Below are 20,261 nucleotides of genomic sequence, written 5' to 3'. Positions count from 1 at the left end.
CTAGCCGGGTTTGCGGTAGAGCCCGCCGCTATCGGTCGCGCCTTCGATCAAGCGATCGTCCGGGCCATAGAGCACCGTCGACACAGCCAGCTCGTCGGGAAACCGGGTCTCGCAGGTAAATCGCACTGTCGCGGGCACATCGGCGAGGCGGAACTGCGCATGTCCAAATGCGAGCCACCCGCCCGGACGGAGCGCCTCATCGAGCGCCGAGAGGACTTCGGCAACGCGTGCAAACGGCAGGACATCGGCGCAGCTATCCGGCGTCTCGCGCTCGAGCGTGCCGTGGCGGAACACCGACAGCGCGAGGATCGAATCGAACGTCTCGCCCTGCAGCGGCCGGTCGGCGAGCAGGTAACGCGAACGCGGATTGCGGTCCATGCGGCGCGCCCGGGCGACCGCGCGCGGATTGACGTCGATCCCGGTGATATGCGCGCGAGGCAACCGCTTACGAAGCGCGCGGACTTCCTCGCCGCCGGCACAACCGAACGAGAGGATGCGCGGTTCGGAAAGGCTACCCAGTTCGCGCGCCAGCCGATCGAACAGCGCCGGATAGCGATCCTCCGCGCTCGTCGTGTAGGGCTGCAGCACCGCCAGCCTGCTGCCGTTGCGGATGCTCTGCTCGAGCGCGAAATGGTCGGGGTTCTCGATCCGCCGGACGAGCGCTTGAAGCCCCGGAACCCGCTTCAGCAATGTAGCGATGGCAGGAGGCGGCCGGAGCATCGCGTGCTACCGGCCAGCCACGGCAATCAGGCCGCCTCTTCCTTGTCCTTCTTGCCGCCGACCACGCGAACCGGGTCCTTGCGGCCTTCGACGACGTCCTTGTCGATCACGATTTCCGACACGTCGTCCATGTCGGGCAGGTCGAACATGGTGTCGAGCAGGATGCCTTCGACGATCGAGCGCAGGCCGCGCGCGCCGGTCTTGCGGGCGATGGCCTTCTCGGCGATCGCCTGCAGCGCGTCGTCGGTGAAGGTCAGGTCGACATCTTCGAGTTCGAACAGCTTCTGGTACTGCTTGACCAGCGCGTTCTTCGGCTGGGTCAGGATCTGCACCAGCGCGCCGACGTCGAGATCGTTGAGCGTCGCGATCACCGGCAGGCGGCCGACGAATTCGGGAATCAGCCCGAATTTGAGCAGGTCTTCCGGCTCGCACTTCTGCAGCAGTTCACCCACCCGGCGCTTGTCCGGATCGGCAACGTGCGCGCCGAACCCGATGCTGCGCTTCTGCAGCCGGTCCGCGATAATCTTGTCCAGCCCGGCGAACGCGCCACCGCAGATAAACAGGATGTTGGTGGTGTCGACCTGCAGGAATTCCTGCTGCGGATGCTTGCGGCCGCCCTGCGGCGGCACCGAAGCGGTGGTCCCTTCCATCAGCTTCAGGAGCGCCTGCTGAACGCCCTCGCCCGACACGTCGCGGGTGATCGAAGGATTTTCCGCCTTGCGGGTGATCTTGTCGATCTCGTCGATATAGACGATCCCGTGCTGCGCCTTGTCGACGTTGTAGTCGCTCGCCTGGAGCAGCTTGAGAATGATGTTCTCGACGTCCTCACCGACATAGCCTGCTTCGGTCAGCGTGGTCGCGTCGGCCATCGTGAACGGCACGTCGAACGTGCGCGCCAGCGTCTGCGCCAGCAGCGTCTTGCCCGAACCGGTCGGCCCGACCAGCAGGATGTTCGACTTGGCGAGTTCGACTTCGCCCGCCTTGCCGCTGTGCTTGAGGCGCTTGTAATGGTTGTGCACCGCGACCGAGAGCACGCGCTTGGCGCGGTCCTGCCCGATCACATAATCGTTCAACGTGCTGAAAATCTCGTGCGGGGTCGGAACGTCGCCTTCCTTGCGCCCGGAAAGGCCCGCCTTCGCTTCTTCGCGGATGATGTCGTTGCACAGCTCGACGCATTCGTCGCAGATGAACACCGTCGGCCCGGCGATGAGCTTGCGCACCTCGTGCTGCGACTTCCCGCAGAAGCTGCAGTAAAGGGTGCTTTTGGAGTCCGATCCGGTCAACTTCGTCATTTCCTGCTCATCCCGAATCCTGCGTTTTTACCGCAGGGATTCGCCGACCTTACGGCCAGTAGTCCGATAATCAACATATTGTGCCTAGCAAAATCGCCTTGCGGTATGCTGAAAGCACACGGTTGCCCAATTCCTACACCTTGTGTCCGGTAACGGGCCAGTCGCGCGTCTAAAACCTTACGATTTACTCGGGCGCGCCGCCCGAACCTTCCGCGTCGGACGATTCTTCATTCTCCGGACGGGTCTCGAAAACCTTGTCGACCAAGCCGAATTTCATCGCTTCTTCGGCTTCGAGGAAGGTGTCGCGATCCATCGCTTTCTCGATCTCGTCGAGCGATCGACCGGTGTACTTGACGTAAAGGTCGTTCATCCGCGCCTTAATGCGGAGGATTTCCTTGGCCTGGATCTCGATGTCGGATGCCATGCCCTGCGCCCCGCCTGAAGGCTGGTGAATCATGATCCGTGCGTTGGGCAGCGCGATCCGCATCCCCGGTTCGCCCGCCGCCAGCAGGAAGCTGCCCATCGAAGCGGCCTGCCCCATGCAGACGGTCGAAACCCGCGGCTTGATGTACTGCATGGTGTCGTGGATCGCCATGCCGGAGGTCACCACTCCGCCCGGCGAGTTGATGTACATGCTGATCGGCTTCGAGGGGTTTTCGCTCTCGAGGAACAGCAGCTGGGCGGTGATGAGGCTGGCCATCCCGTCCTCGACCTGGCCGGTCACGAACACGATGCGTTCGCGCAGCAGTCGGCTGAAGATGTCGAAGCTGCGCTCGCCCCGGCTGGTCTGCTCGACCACCACCGGCACCAGCGCGCCGGTCACCGGGTCGCGGGTGAACTGGCCTTGGGTACCAAAGGTTTCGCCGGAGTTGCCGAGCAGGTCGATCATTGTGGGTAAGCCTTCCATGGAATGTCTGTCGGGAGCCTATGTCGCGAGTGCGGCGGCGATGTTCAAGGGCCTTAACCTTCCTGCTCACCGCTCGCAGTAAGCCGCTCATCGACTACAATTGTCATTGATCGATTCGCCGATGTCGTTCGTCGAGCACCAATCTGCTCCAGCGTATCACTCCCATAATACACTGCATACGTATTGTTATCGGGAGGAAATATGCCGTCTTCGCGCGCTTTGCGCCTGATCGCAGCCACATTGCTCGTGAGCTGCGCAACGCCTGTTTTTGCCAAGGACGCGAAGGACGCGGCGGTCGAGTCGACTGCGCAATCTGCCACGCGCCAGTCCTATGATGCGGCATTCTTCGCACGCTATTCGCCGCGCAACGCCTACGACATGTTGCAGCAGGTGCCCGGCTTCACCGTCCAGATCGGCCAGGAAGAGCGCGGGCTCGGCCAGGCCAAGTCCAATATCGTCGTCAACGGCGAACGCTATGCCAGCAAGTCGACCGACATTCTCACCCGGCTGGGGCGCATCCCGGCCGACCAGGTAGTCCGCATCGATATCGTCGACGGTGCGACGCTGGGTATCCCCGGCCTGTCGGGACAAGTCGCCAACATCGTCACCAAGGCAGGCGGCGTCTCCGGCCAGTTCGAGTACGACGCGCGCGTGCGCCCGCAGTACGCCCCGCCGAGCTATATCGGCGGTGAAGTCTCGATCTCCGGCTCGACCTCTTCGCTCGAATGGAACGCCTCGCTTTCCAACCGCCTCGGACGCGGCGGCGCGGGCGGCATAGCAGGCGACATCATCACTGACGGCGCGGGCAACGTACTCGAAACCCGCGACGGCGTGATCCAGTATCGCGCCGATCGCCCGACGCTGGCAGGCAGCCTCAAATGGACTTCGCCCGGCGGGACGGTGGCTAATCTCGGCGGCAACCTGCAGTACTCCACTTCGCGCTTCACCAACGATGAAATGCGCCACGCCGCCGGTGGGCTCGATACCCACCGCCTGTTCAACAATATCGATGACGGCCACTCGCACGAGATCACCGCCGATATCGATTTCGCCTTCGGGCCCGGCCGGCTCAAGTTGATCGGGATCGACCGTTCGGACCATTACGCCGGCCCGGCCACCTCGATCTCGAGTTATTCGGACGGCTCGCCCGCGACCGGATCGCAGTTCGACCAGACCCGCGATTCGGGTGAACGCATCGCACGTGCCGAACTGCGCTGGCCAATGTTCGGCGGCGACTGGGAACTCGATGGCGAAGGCGCGTTCAACCGCTACAGTCAGGTCTCGACCCTCGCTGATCTCGATCCCAGCGGCGTGTTCGTGCCGATCCCGTTCCCCGAAGGCACCGGCGGGGTGACCGAAGATCGCTACGAAGTGATCCTCACCCACAACCATACGCTGGCCAAGGGCCTGACGCTTTCGATCGGCGGCGGCGGCGAATATTCCACGCTCGCTCAGAGCAGCCCGGGCGGGCTCGTTCGCAGCTTCTGGCGGCCCAAGGGCTCGCTGACGCTGGCGTGGAAGGCGAGCGACAAGCTCGACATGTCGCTCAAGCTCGCGCGTACGGTCGGCCAACTGTCGTTCGGCGATTTCCTCGCCGGCGTGGACCTCGATCAGAACAACCAGAATGCTGGCAACGTCCTACTGGTACCGCAGCAGGCGTGGGAAGCCCGGATCGAGATCAACCGCAATCTCGGCAAGTGGGGCTCGCTTACGCTTGCGCCGTTCGCCCAGTCGATCGAGGACTACATCGATATCGTCCCGGTCCCCGGCGGCGAATCGCGGGGCAACATTCCCCATGCAAGCCTGGTCGGCGCGGAATTCAACACCACGATCAATTTCGATCCGATCGGCTGGAAGGGTGCCAAGATAGACGCCAAGTTCACCGCCCAGAAATCGAGCTTCAAGGATCCGTTGACGGGCGTGTCGCGCGCCTTCAGTTACGACAACGACATGCACGCAGAGGCCAACCTGCGGTGGGATGTCCCCGGCAGCAATTGGGCATTGGGCGGCGGTTTTCAGTGGAACCACGTGCAGCCCTACGTTCGGCTCTATGAAGTGGGACGCGACTACGAAGGACCGATCTACACGAACATGTTCATCGAGAACAAAGACGTGTTCGGCCTGACAGTCGGCGTCAACGCGTTCAACCTGACCGGCGGCAAGGCGATCCTCGACCGGACCGTCTACGACGGGCTGCGCGACCGCTCACCAGTGCTGTTCCACGAGAGCCGGCGCTACGGCGTTTCGAACATCTTCAATTTCTATGTCCGGGGAAGTTTCTGAGCACGCTTACGAACCACTAGGCCGCGTGGACAGATTCCCCACGGTCACGGCCGGAGGCGAAAAGCGTCAGTTCCAGGAGTGAGGACGAAGGACATGCTGGCATATTCGAGGACGAACGACGCAGAAGTGGCGCTTTTCGGCCCGGCCCCCGCGGGGTTCGGCCCATTTGGCCGCCTGCTTCGTTGCAAAACCTTGCAAGAGGCCCACTCTGACTTCGGTTTTGCGCCTCGCAAGCAGCCAAATGGGTCTCGAACCGTGGCTCGTGCGGAATTTGTCCACGCGGCCTAGGCAAGCACGGCACGCGATGGCAGGATGCTCCTCCATGAGGACCCTGCCCATCGCGCTCGCCGCACTCGCCATCCCCGCAGCCGCTGCTGCATCACCCGGTTCCGACGCCCAGGCGTATCTTGACCGGATCAAGGCGCTCGACGGGACGATACACTCGGTCATCGTGACCAACCCCGATGCACCCGCCGAAGCCGATGCCGCGGCCAAGGCAAGGCTGCCGCTCGGCGGACGGACGGTGCTAGTCAAGGACAATATCGAAACCCGCGAATGGGCGACGACGGCAGGCAGCCTGGCGCTGAAGGACAATTTCACCAAGCGTGACGCGCCGCTGATCGCGCGGCTGCGCAAGGATGGCGGGGTCGTGCTGGGCAAGACCAACCTGTCCGAATGGGCCAACATGCGATCGAGCCATTCGACCAGCGGGTGGAGCGGAGTGGGCGGCCTGACGCGCAACCCGCACGCGACCGACCGGACGGCCTGCGGCTCTTCCTCGGGCAGCGGCGCGGCGGTGGCCGCGAACTTTTCGTGGGCGGCAATCGGGACCGAAACCGATGGCTCGGTCACTTGCCCGTCGTCGGTCAACGGGATCGTCGGGCTCAAGCCCACCGTCGGGCTGGTCTCGCGTACCGGCGTTGTGCCCATCAGCCATTCCCAGGACACCCCGGGGCCGATGGCGCGCAGCGTCTACGACGCGGCCCTGCTGCTCAATGCGATCTCCGGCACCGACCCAGCCGATCCAGCTACCGCCGATGCCGATGCGCACAAGACCGACTTTACCGCCGGGCTCAGCACCTACTCGCTGAAGGGCGTGCGGATCGGCGTGATGCGCAAGCAGATCGGCAACGACAAGCGCGTGGCCGCGCTGTTCCAGCAGGCGATGGACAACCTCAAGGCCGCCGGGGCGGTGCTGGTCGATATCGATTACGACATGCCCGACGATAGCCACGCGAGCGGCTTCGACGAGATGACCGTGCTGCTCTACGAACTGCGCGAAGACCTCGGAAAATATCTCACTTCGTCGCCGGCGGATATCCCGATTCGCTCGCTCGCCGATGCGATCGCCTTCAACAAGGCGCACGCAGACAAGGAAATGCCCTGGTTCGGGCAGGACCTGTTCGAAAAGGCCGAAGAGACGACCGACAAGGCCGCTTACGAAACCGCTCGCGCCAACGACGTGCGCATCACCGGGCCGGAAGGCATCGACAAATTGCTTGCCGACAACAAGGTTGCGTTCCTCGTTGCACCCACCGTCGGTCCGGCTTGGACGATCGATCTCGTCAACGGCGGGAACTATAACGGTTCGATCGGCATCGGCACCCTGCCCGCGGTTTCCGGCTACCCGCACCTCACCGTGCCGATGGGCGCGGTCAAAGGCCTGCCGGTCGGGCTGAGCTTCGTCGGAGCGAAGTGGTCCGACCATAAATTGCTGGAAGCGGGTGCGGCCTACGAGCGGGTTAGAACCGCAGTCCTGCCCGAACCGACCTTCGCTCCGTGGAAGGCTGATCCTGACAGCTGATAGTTAGGGTAACCTACCGCGCTGCGAGCATCACCGGGCCGACCTTGCCCGGAATGCCGTTGGCGTCGTCCGCTAGTCCATCGCCGGCCATATGCGCGGGCCCGCTGTCAAGCGTCGCCGGTGTCTCACTGGCATCGGGTGCTTCGGGAGCGTGGTCATAAATAAAGCCGTAGGTTGGGTTGGTCCGCGATCCCAGCGCATCGCTCGGCGCGTACCACACACGCACTTCGCTCCAGTCGCCTGCGTCGGATACATCGACTGCCAGCGCGCCGTGCTCAATCCGCCCCGGCCCTGACCAGTTGGCATGGTCGAGCAGCACGTGGCGCCCGTCGATCACCATCTTCACCGTCGCGACGTGACCATAGGGCATCGCGCGGGTGCCCTTGAATGCCAGCACTGCGCCGACGCGGGGCTCGTCGCCACGCGCATATACGCCGTCGGCCTGGTCCCACCAGGTGCGCGCATTGCCGTGGATCGCGATACCTGAAACCTCGCGCGCGTAGGGCACGCACTGGAGATGGTGCGAGCGGGCGTGATGGCGGTAGCGGCTATGCGCCTGCGCCGTAGCCGGAAGCACGAAGATCACCGTTGCAGCGATCAACGAAGTACCAATGCGCGTAGCGATGGAGTGGGCGCGGCGTGTGCCGTGCTCGACCTGCGATCCCATCTTTTGACCGACCCTCATTGCTTTTCCGACCCGAAGGACCTGCCCTAGCGGGCCATCCCCGGAGTCTGAAGGGCACGAGGACAGCGTGGTCCCGTCTTGCGCACGACTCGTCGCATGATCGGCGAGACACGCCCACCAAACACAACAGAAAGGGCGCACCCGCTGCCGGATGCGCCCTATCTGGTGTCGCGCCGCGCTGTCGCGAAATTACTTCTTGGCCGGAGCCTTCTTCGCAGCAGGCTTCTTGGCGGGCGCCTTCTTCGCCGGAGCCTTCGCCGCAGCGGGCTTGGCTTCGGCCTTCGCAGCAGGCTTCTTCGCGGGCGCCTTCTTGGCCGGTGCCTTCTTGGCTGCCGGCTTGGCCTCGGCCTCGGCGTCAGCCTTCTTCGCCGGCGCCTTCTTGGCAGCCGGCTTCTTGACCGGAGCCTTCTTCTTGGCGGCGGGCTTGGCGCTCGAGTCGGCTTCGGCCTCGATCGCGGCCTGCAGTTCCTCACGGGTTACTTCACGATCGGTGATCTCGGCCTTGTCGAACAGGAAGTCGACGACCTTGTCTTCGTAAAGCGGGGCGCGGAGCTGAGCGGCGGCCATCTCGTTGGTCTGCACCAGTTCCATGAACCGCTCGCGGTCTTCCGGTCGGTACTGCTGGGCCGCCTGCTGGACCAGCATCGACATTTCCTGCTGCGTCACCTGCACGCCGTTGGCCTGGCCGATCTCCGAAAGCAGCAGGCCGAGCCGCACGCGGCGCTCGGCAATCTGGCGATAGTCGTCCTTCTCGGACTCGATTTCCTTCATCGCTGCCTTGGGATCGGCTTCCTGCGCAGCTTCCTGCTGGAGCTGCTGCCAGATCTGTTCGAATTCGGCATCGACCATTGTCGGCGGGACCGCGAAATCGTGGCCTGCGGCGAGCTGGTCGAGCAGCTGGCGCTTCATCGCGGTGCGGGTGAGGCCGTTCAGCTCCTGCTCGACCTGGCCCTTGAGCAGGCCGCGCAACTGTTCGAGGCTTTCGAGCCCGAGCGACTTGGCAAAATCCTCGTCGATCTTGGTCTCGCTCTCCACTTGCACCTTCTGCACGGTGACGTCGAAGGTCGCTTCCTTGCCGGCCAGGTTTTCCGCCTGGTAGTCGGCCGGGAAAGTCACCGAGATGGTCTTGGCATCGCCGGTCTTGGCACCGACCAGCTGTTCCTCGAAGCCGGGGATGAACTGGCCAGAACCGATCACCAGCGGGATGTTCTCCGCCGTGCCGCCTTCAAACTCGACCCCGTCGAGCTTGCCGACGAAATCGATGATCAGCTGGTCGCCGTCCGCTGCTTTCTTGGTCTTCGCGGCGTCCTTCCAGCTCTTCTGCTGGCCGGCGAGGGTCTTGAGCGATTCCTCGACCTCGTCGTCGCTGACGGCGACCGTCAGGCGCTCGAGCTTGATACCGCTGGTGTCGGGCGCTTCGACTTCGGGCAGGATCTCGAGGCTCACCGAAAGCTCGGCGTCCTTGCCTTCTTCATAGCCTTCGCCCAGCTCGACCTGCGGCTGCATCGCCGGACGCAGTTCCTTGTCGCGCATCAGCGAATCGACCGCGTCCTTGATCGTGTCGTTGAACACCTGCGCGTGGAGCGCCTCGCCGTGCATCTTGCGCACGAGGTTGGCGGGCACCTTGCCGGGGCGGAAGCCGGGCATGCGAACCTGCGGGGCGATCTTCTTGATCTCCGCGGTCACCGCAGCCTCGATTTCGCTGGCAGGGATCGTCAAGGCATAGGCGCGCTTGAGCCCTTCGTTGGTGGTTTCCTTGATCTGCATCTGAACGAAAAGCCTTCTAGAGAATTCCGGTGTGTCTGCCCGGGCGCTTGCGCGTAGCGGATGGTGCGGGCGAAGGGACTCGAACCCCCACATCTTGCGATACTGGTACCTAAAACCAGCGCGTCTACCAATTCCGCCACGCCCGCAAACCCGAACGAAGCCGTGCGGACAACCGCAAGGCTGCCCGCGAACAGGGGTGCGCCGTTAGCCCGCTACGCTGCAAAGGGCAAGCGTGCGCGGCACCGACCGGCGATTCCATACGACAAACAGGTGAAATTCCGCACAAGTAGCGTCTTGCAGCAGCACCAACGCCGCACTACGGGCCGCGCATGAGCGACGACCAGAACCAGACTCCGCCCGACCGCCTCGCGGTCAACCCGCGCAGCGATTTCTTCGATGCGGAGGTGCTGCAGCGCGGCATCGGCATTCGGTTCAAGGACCGGGTACGCACCGATATCGAGGAATACTGCATTTCCGAAGGCTGGGTGCGCGTGCAGGCTGGAAAGACGATGGACCGCAAGGGCCGGCCGTTGACGATAAAGCTCACCGGCCCGGTCGAGGCATGGTTCGAGGATCTGGGCGACAATCCGCCCGTCGCGAAAGCCTGAGGGCTAGTTGTCGTAGCGCGCGATCGCTGCGTCGATCGGATCGTTAGACGCCACTTCGGTACGCAGTGTGTGCTGGTCGATCCGCACCCTCACCCTTTCGTATTGCGCGACAGTAGCCTGCCTCGGAGCGGTTCTCGCCGCGATGTGGGGCATTGCGGACCGGGATTGCGGAGCGCCGACATCGGCAAACGCTGCAAGGAACTCGCGCGAAGTCGCGCGAGCGGGCTGCGGACTGGCGGTTGCAGGCGCGGCCGCCGCAATAACCGTGCGTCCGCCGAACGCAGGATCGTCGCTGCCCCGTGCCTTGCCGGGATAGATGAACCCTTCCACTGGCCACTCGGTCCGCCCGAGCGCCTGAATCGGGTCGTACCACACCCGTACTTCGCTCCAGTCGTTGTTCGGCGATACGTCGATCGCTTCGACCCCGCGCTCGACTTGACCCCGCTGGCCGTCGATCGGCGACCAGTTGGCATGATCGATCAGCACCGTGCGGCTGTCGATTACCCTGGAAACCACCGCGATGTGGCCCAGCGTCATGTTGCGATAAGGGCTGAACGCCATCACCGCGCCTTTTTTCGGGCGGTGACCACGCTGGTAGCGCCCCTCCGCCTGGTCCCACCAGGTCAGCGCATCGCCGTAGATCTGGATACCCGTGCGCTCACGCACATAGGGCACACATTGCATGTAGGCGGGCAGCTCGGAGGACGAATCCCCGTCCGAATCGATGTCCGTCGAATTCGCAAAGGCGGGCACCGCGAGCGCGCTCGCGACGGCAAGGACAATGCAGGATTCGGAAAACCTCATGCCCGCCGGACTGCCCAAATAAGGTTAGGACGGGCCTGCCCGCTATGGTTAACGCGCAATTAGGAGTTGCCGGTATCACCACTACGCTTGCCAATCGCGCGCCGAGGCTCCACCTGCGCGAACAGCCATGAAACCGCAGGTCATCATCATCGGGCGCCCCAACGTGGGCAAGTCCACGCTGTTCAACCGGCTCGTCGGCAAGAAGCTGGCGCTGGTCGACGACCAGCCCGGCGTCACGCGCGACCGGCGGATGGGCGATGCGGTGATCGCCGGGCTCGAATTCACGATCGTCGATACCGCCGGGTGGGAAGACGAAGATGCCGAGAGCCTGCCGGGCCGGATGCGCCAGCAGACCGAAGTCAGCCTGGAAGGCGCAGACGCGGCGTTGTTCGTGATCGATGCGCGTGCCGGTCTGACCCCGCTCGACAACGAGATCGCCCGTTGGCTGCACAGCCAGCAGGTACCGGTGATCGCGGTCGCCAACAAGGCCGAGGGCAGGACCGGCGAGGCAGGCGTGCTCGAAGCATACTCGCTCGGCTTCGGCGAGCCGATTGCGTTGTCTGCCGAACACGGCGAAGGCGTCGCCGACCTGTTCGGGGCGCTGTGGCCGCTGATCGGCGACGGCGAGGCCGAGCGCGCTGCGGCAAATCGCGCGGGGGAACCCGCCGAACCGGACGATTTCGTGACCGGTCCGCTCAAGCTGGCGATCGTCGGGCGGCCCAACGCGGGCAAGTCCACCCTGATCAACCGCCTGCTCGGCGAAGACCGCCTGCTGACCGGGCCGGAAGCGGGGATCACTCGCGATTCGATCGCGATCGACTGGCAATGGACCGATCCGATCGACGGCGAGACGCGCGATATCCGCCTGATCGACACCGCCGGGATGCGCAAGCGCGCGCAGGTAGTCGACAAGCTCGAGAAGCTCTCGGTTGCCGATGCCCGCCGGGCGATCGACTTCGCCGAAGTGGTCGTGCTGCTGCTCGATGCCACTCGCGGGCTCGAGCACCAGGACCTCAAGATTGCCAGCCAGGTTCTCGAAGAAGGCCGCGCGCTGATGATCGCGATCAACAAATGGGACATCGCCGAAGACGCCAGTCGCCTGTTCAACGGCATCCGAGCTGCTTTAGACGAAGGGCTGGCACAGGTTCGCGGGCTGCCGCTGTTCGCTGTCAGCGCGAAGACCGGCAAGGGGCTCGACACGATGCTCCACGCCGCATTCGAGATCCGCGAGGCATGGTCCAAACGCGTACCGACATCGGCGCTCAACCGCTGGTTCGACGATGCGCTGGAAGCCAATCCCCCGCCCGCGCCGAAGGGCAAGCGGATCAAGCTGCGCTACATCACCCAGGCGGGCACCCGCCCACCGCGGTTCGTGGTATTCGGCACCCGGCTCGACATGCTGCCCAAGAGTTACGAACGCTATCTCGTCAACGGGATCCGGAAATCATTGGGGTTCGACGCGGTTCCGGTGCGGGTGGTGCTCAAGACTCCGAAGAACCCTTACGCCAAGGACTGAGCGGGCTTCCGCCGGATTGCGAACAGCCGCCGATAGGTCAGGCAACGCCAGAGCCACTCGAGCGGGCCGTAGCCGAAGCGCGCAAGCCACGGCTTCGACCAGGCGAGCATCACGCAGCACCCCGCCAGCGCGACGAGATATAGCTCCGGGCGGGTCAACTGGCCGAACAGCCGCAGCCCCGGTGGCTGGAATACGAACAGCATGACCAGCGACGTGCCGATGTAGTTGGAAAACGCCATCCGCCCGGTTGCGACTACCCGCTGCCCCAACCAACCGCTTGCCACAGGGGCCCACGCGGCCAACAGCGCCACCATTCCCAGCACGACCGGCAGCCGCGCCAATCCACCCGCCCCCATGAATGCGAACATCGTCCCGGCGAAGGTGAAGCCGGTGGCCCTGATCCATAGCGCCAGCAGCACGGTCAGCGCCGAACCGACTGCGATCCCGAGCCAGCCGAAGTGCAACTGGTCGCGCCGATCCACACCACCATCGAATATGCCGAACCTGTAAAGCGCCATCCCGATCAGCATCAGCGGGATCGTCTCGGTCCAGACCATCGCGATCGCCTGGAGCCATTCGAGGCCGTGGTGCATCACCGAATGCACCACGAGGTCGGCATACGAACCGTGCCGTGCGTTCGCGAGCTCGATTGCGGCATCTGCCTTCATCTCGGCAAGCGTTTGGGCGACTTGTCCTGTCATCGCCGCCGGATAGTATGCGCCGCCCCCCTGCCCGCCTTCGGATGCCCAGAACAGCCACAATCCAGCGGCATTGAGAATACCGCCGAATACGAATCCGGTCAGGCCCACCGCCAGCTGCGTTTCGGGCTTCCACCGCAGGCACGCGAGCGCGACCATGCCGCACACCGCATAAAGCGTCAGGATGTCGCCGCGCCACAACAGGAAATAGTGCAAAAGGCCGAACACCAGCAGCCATAACAGGCGCTTGACCTGCAACCAGCGGGTATCTCCGCGCGTCCACGCCCGGTCCATGAACAGCACCATCCCGGCCCCGAACAGCACACTGAACAGCCCGCGAAACTTGCCGTCGACCAGCACGAACTGGGCAATCCACAGCCACCCGTCGATCGGACCGTGGGCAGTGGCAAACCCGTCCGGCCAGGCATAGGCCATGAACGGTTGCCCGAAGCCGACGATATTGGCGAGCAGGATCCCCATCACCGCAATCCCGCGGATGAAGTCGAGACTGGCGAGACGATCCCGCACCGGCTCAGGCGGCGGAACCACGATCCCTCCCGTTTGCACCTCGGCGGGCGCTTCACTTTGCGGAGTATGGCTGCTTGCCATGCCTCTCCCCCTCTCTCCCGGAGGGAAGCAATATCACGGCAAGCGTTGCGGGTAAGCCTTTATCGCGTAACGAGACAGGGCTGGCCGCCAGCCTTGAGCGCATCGCAGGCCGATTGCGCTGCATCGCGGCTCGTCCAGCCCCCGGCCAGAAGCTTCGTCAACCGCCCAGCGGGAACTGTGAGCTTGGTTTTGCCGGCGAGGACCGACTTGCCCGACAGCTGCGACCATAGCTTGTCCGCATTGCCCGCCACCGAGAACGCACCGAGCTGGACCTTCCACGGCCAGCCTGCAGAAGCAGTCGGGGGTGCCGATGGAGCTGCGCGTGCTGGCCGTTCCGGCACCGGAGCCGGAGCGGCTTGGACTACGGGCCTGTTCACCGGGCGGGTTGCGAAGTCCGCCCCGGCCTGCGCCGGGCTCTCGGTCCCGGTCGCGCGCATCGCTTCGGCGACCGCAGCCCGCGCGTCGGCAATCGCCGGTCCACTCGGCGGCACGGCAACGCTCTGCACCGGTTGCGGCATCCGCGCACGTGGAAGGACACTGGCAGGCTTCGCTGAAGCAACCTGGGTGACCTGCGGACTGTCCGCGTCGAGGTCGGCTGCAGCCATCTGGCTGGCCCGTGTGGTGTCGGCATCGGACCGCATCTGTGCGGCGAGCGACTGCGCCTGCTGGCGCTGGGCAAGCGGGATATAGTCGTCCATCTGCTGGATCGCGGGCTTGGCCTGGGGGAGCCCCGCAGCGTTGGCGAGGGTCAGGAGCGCGTAGGCCTTGACCCAATCCTTGGGCAGCAGGTCGCCGTTGAACCGGGCGATCCCCAACAGGTACTGCGCACGCGGATCGCCGCGTCCGGCTGCCGCTTCGATATAAGGCATCGCTTCCTTGCGACGCCCGTCCTGGAACAGCAGCAATCCATAGTTGTCGGCGGCCTTCAAGTGCCCTTTCGCGGCGGCGCGGGCATAATATTCCTCGGCCTTGGCCATATCGACGGGGACCCCGCGACCGAGGCGATAGGCCTGAGCCATGTTGAACAGCGCATCGGGATCGCCCTTCGCCGCCGGACCCTGCCACTCGGCCACCGCCTTGGCGAAGTCGCCCGCGGTCCACGCATCGACCCCGGCCTTGACGTCGGCCAGTGCCGGCGTTGCCACGAACAAGCCGCACGCCGCTGCAATCGTCAGTGGCCCCCAGGGCTTCATGGTCGGTGCGCTCCCCTCTTCCGCTGCAATCGGACGCTGTTCGAACACTGTCATAGTGAACGGCGCGTTAGCAAAGAGTTTCTGGCGACAGGCTTTTTTGGCAGCGGCGGCCACTCGCCCAATATCCCCAGCGTTAACCCAATATTAGGGGTGTAGTGCGATCCCTTTGCCCGACGGGGCGTGTTGTGCGCCCTTTGAAAACGGGAATCAGGGGGACCGGCCTTGCGCGTTCTGGCATTGGCATCGCAAAAAGGTGGCTCTGGAAAGACCACTCTCTCCGGACACATGGCTGTCCAGGCACAGCGCGCTGGCGCTGGCCCGGTCGTGCTTATCGACATCGACCCGCAAGGCTCGCTCGCCGACTGGTGGAACGAACGTGAAGCCGAATATCCGGCCTTTGCGCAGACCACGGTCGCGCGGCTCGCGAACGACTTGCAGATCCTGCGCCAGCAGGGCTTCAAGCTCGCGGTTATCGATACGCCGCCGGCGATCACCATGGCGATCCAGTCGGTGATCTCGGTCGCCGAACTGATCGTCGTTCCGACTCGCCCCAGCCCGCACGACCTGCGCGCCGTGGGTGCTACGGTCGACCTGTGCGAACGCGCCGGCAAACCGCTGATTTTCGTGGTCAACGCTGCTACGCCGAAGGCCAAGATCACTTCCGAAGCCGCAGTTGCCTTGAGCCAACACGGCACTGTCGCTCCGGTCACACTTCACCACCGGACCGATTTCGCGGCCTCGATGATCGATGGCCGCACCGTGATGGAAGTCGACCCCGAGGGCCGTTCCGCCGCCGAAATTTCGGCACTTTGGAACTACATCTCGGATCGCCTTGAGAAGAATTTCCGGCGCACCGTGTTCGCCGCGCCCGGCGCTGCGACTGCTGTGCCGGCTCCCGGCATCCATCGCCCGCAGGGTGGCTTCGGCCGCCGGGTGGCCCAGTAAACTCGAACGGGAGGCACCAGGTCGATGGCCGATGCGAATTTCGCCTCTCTCAGCCCGACTTTGCTGGCCCGCAAGGGTGGCGCAAAGCCGGCCATGCGCCCTCAGCATGCGCTGATGGCAGCGATGCCCGGTGGCAGCCAGAACCTTGCCGCCAACAGCGACAAGCTCGAGGACCTCGGGTGGAACGACATGGGCGACGAATCACATGCATCGCCCGTCGAGCCGATCCACCTGACACCCTCCCCGCACAATCCGGAAGCGGACGCCGAGAGCGAAGCCAACGACCGTGAGACGGCCGAAACGCTCGCCGAGAAGCGCCGCCCGGCGATCCTGTTCCAGCAGGATGAAATTGCCCGGCGGGTCGCCGGCAACGATGTCGATGCACCGGTCGCCAAGCCGGCGAACAGGCCAGTCGCATCGAAACGCCCGGCCAGGGGAGCATCGTTGAAGCAGTCGAAACGCGCGGCGTTTACGCTGCGGCTCGACCAGGAACGCCACATCAAGCTGCGCCTCGCGACCACGATCCGCGATTGCAGCGCCCAGCAACTCGTCACCGAAGCGCTCGATGCGCTGATCGCCGAGATGCCCGAACTCGAAACTCTCGCCGCACAGGTCAAGCGGCGCTGACAGCGTCTTGCCCAAGGGGGAACCGACCATGAACCGCACCACTCGCAACACCCGCATGCTGGCTCTCGTAGCCGGCACCGCGCTTGCCACGATCGCACTCGGCGGCTGCGCGACGCAAGCGGCTCCGCGCGCCGACCTCTCGGCCAACCGGGCCGAAGTGGCGCTGCAAAAGGGCAATGCTGCGAAGGCAGTCGATCACGCAGAGGCCGCCGTGCTGGCCGATCCGCGCAACGCGCAGTATCGCGCGATGCTCGGTGCCGCATATATGGATGCAGGCCGGTTCGACTCGGCCGAGACTTCGTTCGACGATGCGATGAAGCTGGGCGACAATTCCGCCCGGACCGCGCTGAGCTATTCGCTCGCAGCGACCGCTGCGGGCCACCAGCAGAAGGCCCTCGCGGTGCTCGATGACTGGAAGAAGGACATTCCTGCTGCCGATCTGGGCCTCGCCTATGCGCTCGCGGGCAACACCGGCCAGGGCGTCAAGATCCTGGCAGGCGCGATCCGCTCGGGCGACAACACGCCCAAGACCCGCCAGAACCTCGCATATGCCTATGCGCTGGCAGGCAACTGGGCCGCTGCCCGGATCATGGCCGCGCAGGATGTTCCCGGCGACCAACTCGGCGATCGCATGAGCAAGTGGGCCGCAATGGCCCGCCCGGAAGACACCGGGACGCGCGTCGCGTCATTGCTTAATACCACGGTGGACAGCAGCGATCCGGGCCAGCCGGTCCAGCTCGCGCTGGCCAACAACCCGACCGCAGAACAGCTTGCCGCGCAGGCTGCCGCCTATGCCGCACCCGACGCCGAAGCGAGCCCTGCCCCGCAGGTTGCCGATGCAAGCGGCGAACTGGCACCGCTCGACCCGAATGCCTCGACTGCCCGCCCGGCGGTAGCGGTTGCCGACGCCGCCCCGGCTGCGCCGCAGACTTTCGACGCTGCATTCCAGGCACCCGCTCCGGAAGGTGCCAGCGCACCGCAGATGATGCAGTCGGCGATCAAGTTCGTGTCCGACCCGGTGGTCCAGCAGACCCCGACCCGCTTCGGCGCGGTTTCACCCGATGCCAAGCAGGCGATGGTCGCCAATCGTCCGGCGAACCTGGGCAACGGCACCCACCTGGTGCAGCTCGGCTCGTTCCTTAGCGAACAGGGCGCACGGCGCGCCTGGGGCATCTACGCCAAGCGTTATGCCGAACTGTCGAACTACGACATGGTGATCACCGAAGCCAACGTGCGCGGCAAGCACTACTACCGCGTTTCGGCCGGTGGCTTTGCCCGCACCGGTGCAGACAACATGTGCTCGAGCGTCAAGGCGCGCGGCTATGGCTGCATCGCCTGGGCCGAAGGTCACCCGCTACCGGGCGCGGTCGACAGCGGCATCATGATGGCGAGCCGCTAAGCCGCAATCGAATTTCGCTAGCGCCAAGACCCCTTCCGGTTCGCGCCGGGAGGGGTTTTGCTTTGCCCATTACCCGACCGGCACCCCGCCCTTGAACAACGCGGTCACCCGTCCCTGGGTGGGCTGTCCGTCGAACGGGGTATTGCCCGCGCTCGCTTCCATTTTCCGTCGATCGACCACCCACGGGCGTTCGGGATCGACGATGGCTATGTCCGCTTCGAGCCCCTCGGCCAAGCTACCTGCTTCGACCCCGAGGATCCGCGCCGGGTTCGTGGCGAGAAGTTCGACTGCTCGTTGCAGGTCGATTACTTCGTCGCGGACCAGCGTCAGCGTCATAGCCAGCAGCGTTTCGGCTCCCGCCATGCCGGGTTCGGCATCGGTAAACGGCAGACGCTTGTCTTCCGGGCCGCGCGGATCGTGCCCGCTCGAGACCACGTCGATCGTCCCGTCGGCCAACGCTGCAACGACCGCCTGACGATCTTCCTCGGTCCGCAGCGGGGGCGACAACCGGGCAAAAGTGCGGAAGTCCATTGTCGCAAGGTCGGAAAGCATGAAATGCGCAGGGGTCACGCCCGCTGTCACTTGGACCCCGCGTGCTTTCGCCGCACGCACGAGATCGAGTGCCGTGCGCGTCGTCACCTGCCGCAGGTGCAAGCGAGCGCCTGCCAGTTCGGCCAACGCGATATCGCGCGCCACCGCCAGCGCTTCGGCTTCGGCAGGCGCAGCGGGCAGTCCGAGCTGGGTCGCGATCTCACCCGCAGTCGCCACTGCGTTCTTTGCCAGCCCGCCGTCTTCGGCATGGCTGACCACCACCATGTCGAGCATCGCGGCATACTGCAGCAAGCGCAGCATCACGCCCGAATCCGCAATCCACCGCCGCCCGGTGGCGATCGCCCGCGCCCCGGCATCGCGCATCAGGGCAATCTCGGCCAGTTCGGTGCCCGCGAGCCCGGCGGTCGCGGCAGCCAGCGGGTGGACCCACAAGTCGGGCTTGCCGCTCTTGGCGATGAAGTTGATCCGCGCCGGGTAGTCGAGCGGCGGGTTCTGGTCGGGCATCAACGCCGCACGGGTGATCCCGCCGAAGTGAAATGCGCCCTTGTCGATTGCGAACACGCCGAGGTCGACCAGCCCCGGCATGACCAGCGCACCGGCGGCATCGACGATCTCGTCGCCGTCCTCCGGCCCGGCAAAGCCCGCAATCACCCCGTCGACCAGCCGGATCGCGCTTTCGCGAACTCCTGCGGGGGTGACCAGCTTGCCGCCGGTGATAGCGAGCGGACGCGCCTGTTTCATGCGCCCTCTCCCCAACCTTTGACCCCGCGTCGGCGGCGGGTCAGCACGTCGAGGCAGGCCATGCGCATCGCTACGCCCATCTCGACCTGGCGGGTGATGATCGAGCGGTCGAGCATGTCGGCCACGTCGCTGTCGATCTCGACTCCGCGATTCATCGGTCCGGGATGCATCACCAGCGCATCGGGCGCAGCGCGCTCGAGACGGTCCTTGGTCAGCCCGTAGAGGTGGTGGTATTCGCGCGGCGACGGAATGAATTGCCCGCTCATCCGCTCGTTCTGGAGCCGGAGCATCATCGCCACGTCCGCCCCGGCCAACGCGGCATCGAAGTCGTGGAACGCCTCGACACCCATTGCCTCGACATGGCCCGGCATCAGCGACGGAGGCGCGCACAGCCGCACGCTGGCTCCCAGTGCCTGCAGGCAAAGGATATTCGAGCGCGCCACGCGGCTGTGCAGGATATCGCCGCAAATCGTCACCGTCAGCCCGGTGAAGTCTTCAGCGGAGTGCCCCCGTCCGCGCAACGCATGGCGTAGCGCGAGCGCATCGAGCAGGGCCTGCGTGGGGTGTTCGTGCTGCCCGTCACCGGCATTGAGCACCGGACAATCGACCTGCTCGGCGATCAGCTCGACCGCGCCCGAACTGCCATGGCGGATCACGATGGCATCGGCGCGCATGGCATTGAGCGTGATCGCGGTATCGATCAGCGTCTCGCCCTTCTTCACGCTCGACTGCGCGGCGTGCATATTGACCACGTCCGCGCCCAGTCGCTTGCCGGCGATCTCGAAGCTCAGCAGCGTGCGGGTCGAGTTTTCGAAGAACGCGTTGATCACCGTCAGGCCCGACAGCAGGTCGATATGCTTCGAGGCGCCACGGTTCATTGCGACCCACTGTTCCGCCTCTTCGAGCAAGAACAGGATCTCGTGCCGTTCGAGCCGCCCGATCGCCAACAGGTCGCGGTGCGGAAAGGCGCGCGCGCCCGCCGGATAACGGCCCGCTGGAGTGCCAGTCGCCGAAGATTTTTCCGCCGATGTCATTGAAGCCATGCCCTTGGTCGAGTGCCGTCGGCGGGTCAAGCGGATTCGGGTGGCATCGCGCAGTTCGAACCTCTAGA

17 protein-coding genes and 1 tRNA gene are annotated in these 20,261 nt (G+C 64.9%); 7 read left to right on the top strand and 11 right to left on the bottom strand.

Features of this window, described 5'->3' with window-relative positions; all coding sequences use genetic code 11:
• The 3 genes from CJO11_RS12135 to CJO11_RS12125 form a co-directional block, all read right to left on the bottom strand.
• Window positions 1–720 (bottom strand): class I SAM-dependent methyltransferase, encoded by a 720-nt coding sequence (locus CJO11_RS12135; RefSeq protein ID WP_095012936.1) that lies wholly within the window; start codon window positions 718–720, stop codon window positions 1–3.
• Between the two features lie 26 nt (window positions 721–746).
• Window positions 747–2,012, bottom strand: coding sequence for an ATP-dependent Clp protease ATP-binding subunit ClpX (gene clpX / locus CJO11_RS12130; RefSeq protein WP_095012935.1), 1,266 nt, complete (start codon window positions 2,010–2,012; stop codon window positions 747–749).
• A gap of 184 nt (window positions 2,013–2,196) precedes the next feature.
• A complete protein-coding gene (locus tag CJO11_RS12125; protein ID WP_095012934.1) occupies window positions 2,197–2,901 on the bottom strand; it encodes an ATP-dependent Clp protease proteolytic subunit in 705 nt (234 codons plus the stop codon).
• Between the two features lie 219 nt (window positions 2,902–3,120).
• On the opposite strand from CJO11_RS12125, the gene CJO11_RS12120 reads away from it, so the two are divergent.
• The gene (locus CJO11_RS12120) at window positions 3,121–5,202 is read left to right on the top strand and encodes a TonB-dependent receptor plug domain-containing protein (protein ID WP_095012933.1); all 2,082 of its coding nucleotides are present in this window, start codon (window positions 3,121–3,123) and stop codon (window positions 5,200–5,202) included.
• 322 nt (window positions 5,203–5,524) lie between these two features.
• The gene (locus tag CJO11_RS12115) at window positions 5,525–7,006 is read left to right on the top strand and encodes an amidase (protein ID WP_240504492.1); all 1,482 of its coding nucleotides are present in this window, start codon (window positions 5,525–5,527) and stop codon (window positions 7,004–7,006) included.
• Window positions 7,007–7,019: 13 nt separating this feature from the next.
• Here CJO11_RS12115 and CJO11_RS12110 read toward each other — a convergent pair whose 3' ends face one another.
• From CJO11_RS12110 to CJO11_RS12100, 3 genes are all read right to left on the bottom strand, one after another.
• Window positions 7,020–7,691: a CHAP domain-containing protein gene (locus tag CJO11_RS12110; protein WP_420823139.1), complete on the bottom strand. Its 672-nt coding sequence runs from the start codon at window positions 7,689–7,691 to the stop codon at window positions 7,020–7,022.
• A gap of 189 nt (window positions 7,692–7,880) precedes the next feature.
• On the bottom strand, window positions 7,881–9,458 hold the full coding sequence (gene tig / locus CJO11_RS12105; RefSeq protein WP_095012930.1) for a trigger factor: 1,578 nt from the start codon (window positions 9,456–9,458) through the stop codon (window positions 7,881–7,883).
• A 61-nt stretch (window positions 9,459–9,519) separates the two neighbouring features.
• A tRNA-Leu gene (locus CJO11_RS12100) sits at window positions 9,520–9,604 on the bottom strand.
• 183 nt (window positions 9,605–9,787) lie between these two features.
• On the opposite strand from CJO11_RS12100, the gene CJO11_RS12095 reads away from it, so the two are divergent.
• On the top strand, window positions 9,788–10,066 hold the full coding sequence (locus CJO11_RS12095; RefSeq protein ID WP_095012929.1) for a DUF3297 family protein: 279 nt from the start codon (window positions 9,788–9,790) through the stop codon (window positions 10,064–10,066).
• Between the two features lie 3 nt (window positions 10,067–10,069).
• Here the strand turns inward: CJO11_RS12095 and CJO11_RS12090 are convergent, their stop codons facing one another.
• Complete coding sequence (locus CJO11_RS12090; RefSeq protein WP_095012928.1) at window positions 10,070–10,870, bottom strand: CHAP domain-containing protein; 801 nt, start codon at window positions 10,868–10,870, stop codon at window positions 10,070–10,072.
• Between the two features lie 127 nt (window positions 10,871–10,997).
• Between CJO11_RS12090 and der the strand changes: the two genes are divergently transcribed.
• Window positions 10,998–12,386, top strand: coding sequence for a ribosome biogenesis GTPase Der (gene der, locus CJO11_RS12085; protein ID WP_095012927.1), 1,389 nt, complete (start codon window positions 10,998–11,000; stop codon window positions 12,384–12,386).
• On the opposite strand, the gene CJO11_RS12080 is transcribed toward der, so the two are convergent.
• Both CJO11_RS12080 and CJO11_RS12075 read right to left on the bottom strand, forming a co-directional pair.
• Window positions 12,371–13,693: a DUF418 domain-containing protein gene (locus CJO11_RS12080; protein ID WP_240504491.1), complete on the bottom strand. Its 1,323-nt coding sequence runs from the start codon at window positions 13,691–13,693 to the stop codon at window positions 12,371–12,373. The two genes, der and CJO11_RS12080, sit on opposite strands and share 16 nt — an antisense overlap.
• Window positions 13,694–13,752: 59 nt before the next feature.
• Window positions 13,753–14,886, bottom strand: coding sequence for an SPOR domain-containing protein (locus CJO11_RS12075; protein WP_095013396.1), 1,134 nt, complete (start codon window positions 14,884–14,886; stop codon window positions 13,753–13,755).
• Window positions 14,887–15,108: 222 nt separating this feature from the next.
• Between CJO11_RS12075 and CJO11_RS12070 the strand changes: the two genes are divergently transcribed.
• Genes CJO11_RS12070 through CJO11_RS12060 form a run of 3 tightly spaced genes read left to right on the top strand, consistent with a single transcriptional unit; the run spans window position 15,109 to window position 17,857 of the window.
• Window positions 15,109–15,831 carry a ParA family protein gene (locus CJO11_RS12070; protein ID WP_095012926.1) on the top strand — a complete coding sequence of 241 codons (723 nt, stop codon included), beginning with the start codon at window positions 15,109–15,111 and terminating at the stop codon, window positions 15,829–15,831.
• Window positions 15,832–15,855: 24 nt separating this feature from the next.
• Entirely contained in the window at window positions 15,856–16,458 is a 603-nt protein-coding gene (locus CJO11_RS12065) for a hypothetical protein (protein WP_095012925.1), read from the top strand.
• 28 nt (window positions 16,459–16,486) lie between these two features.
• Window positions 16,487–17,857, top strand: coding sequence for an SPOR domain-containing protein (locus CJO11_RS12060; protein WP_095012924.1), 1,371 nt, complete (start codon window positions 16,487–16,489; stop codon window positions 17,855–17,857).
• A 69-nt stretch (window positions 17,858–17,926) separates the two neighbouring features.
• Here CJO11_RS12060 and CJO11_RS12055 read toward each other — a convergent pair whose 3' ends face one another.
• Together CJO11_RS12055 and CJO11_RS12050 are read right to left on the bottom strand one after the other, a co-directional pair.
• Window positions 17,927–19,150 carry a dihydroorotase gene (locus tag CJO11_RS12055; RefSeq protein ID WP_095012923.1) on the bottom strand — a complete coding sequence of 408 codons (1,224 nt, stop codon included), beginning with the start codon at window positions 19,148–19,150 and terminating at the stop codon, window positions 17,927–17,929.
• Window positions 19,147–20,193: an aspartate carbamoyltransferase catalytic subunit gene (locus CJO11_RS12050; RefSeq protein WP_205651074.1), complete on the bottom strand. Its 1,047-nt coding sequence runs from the start codon at window positions 20,191–20,193 to the stop codon at window positions 19,147–19,149. Before CJO11_RS12050 ends, CJO11_RS12055 begins: the two co-directional genes overlap by 4 nt.
• Window positions 20,194–20,261 lie beyond the last annotated feature (68 nt).

The organism is Tsuneonella mangrovi (assembly GCF_002269345.1).
Taxonomy (GTDB): domain Bacteria; phylum Pseudomonadota; class Alphaproteobacteria; order Sphingomonadales; family Sphingomonadaceae; genus Tsuneonella; species Tsuneonella mangrovi.
This window is presented reverse-complemented; position numbering and strand designations above follow the sequence as displayed.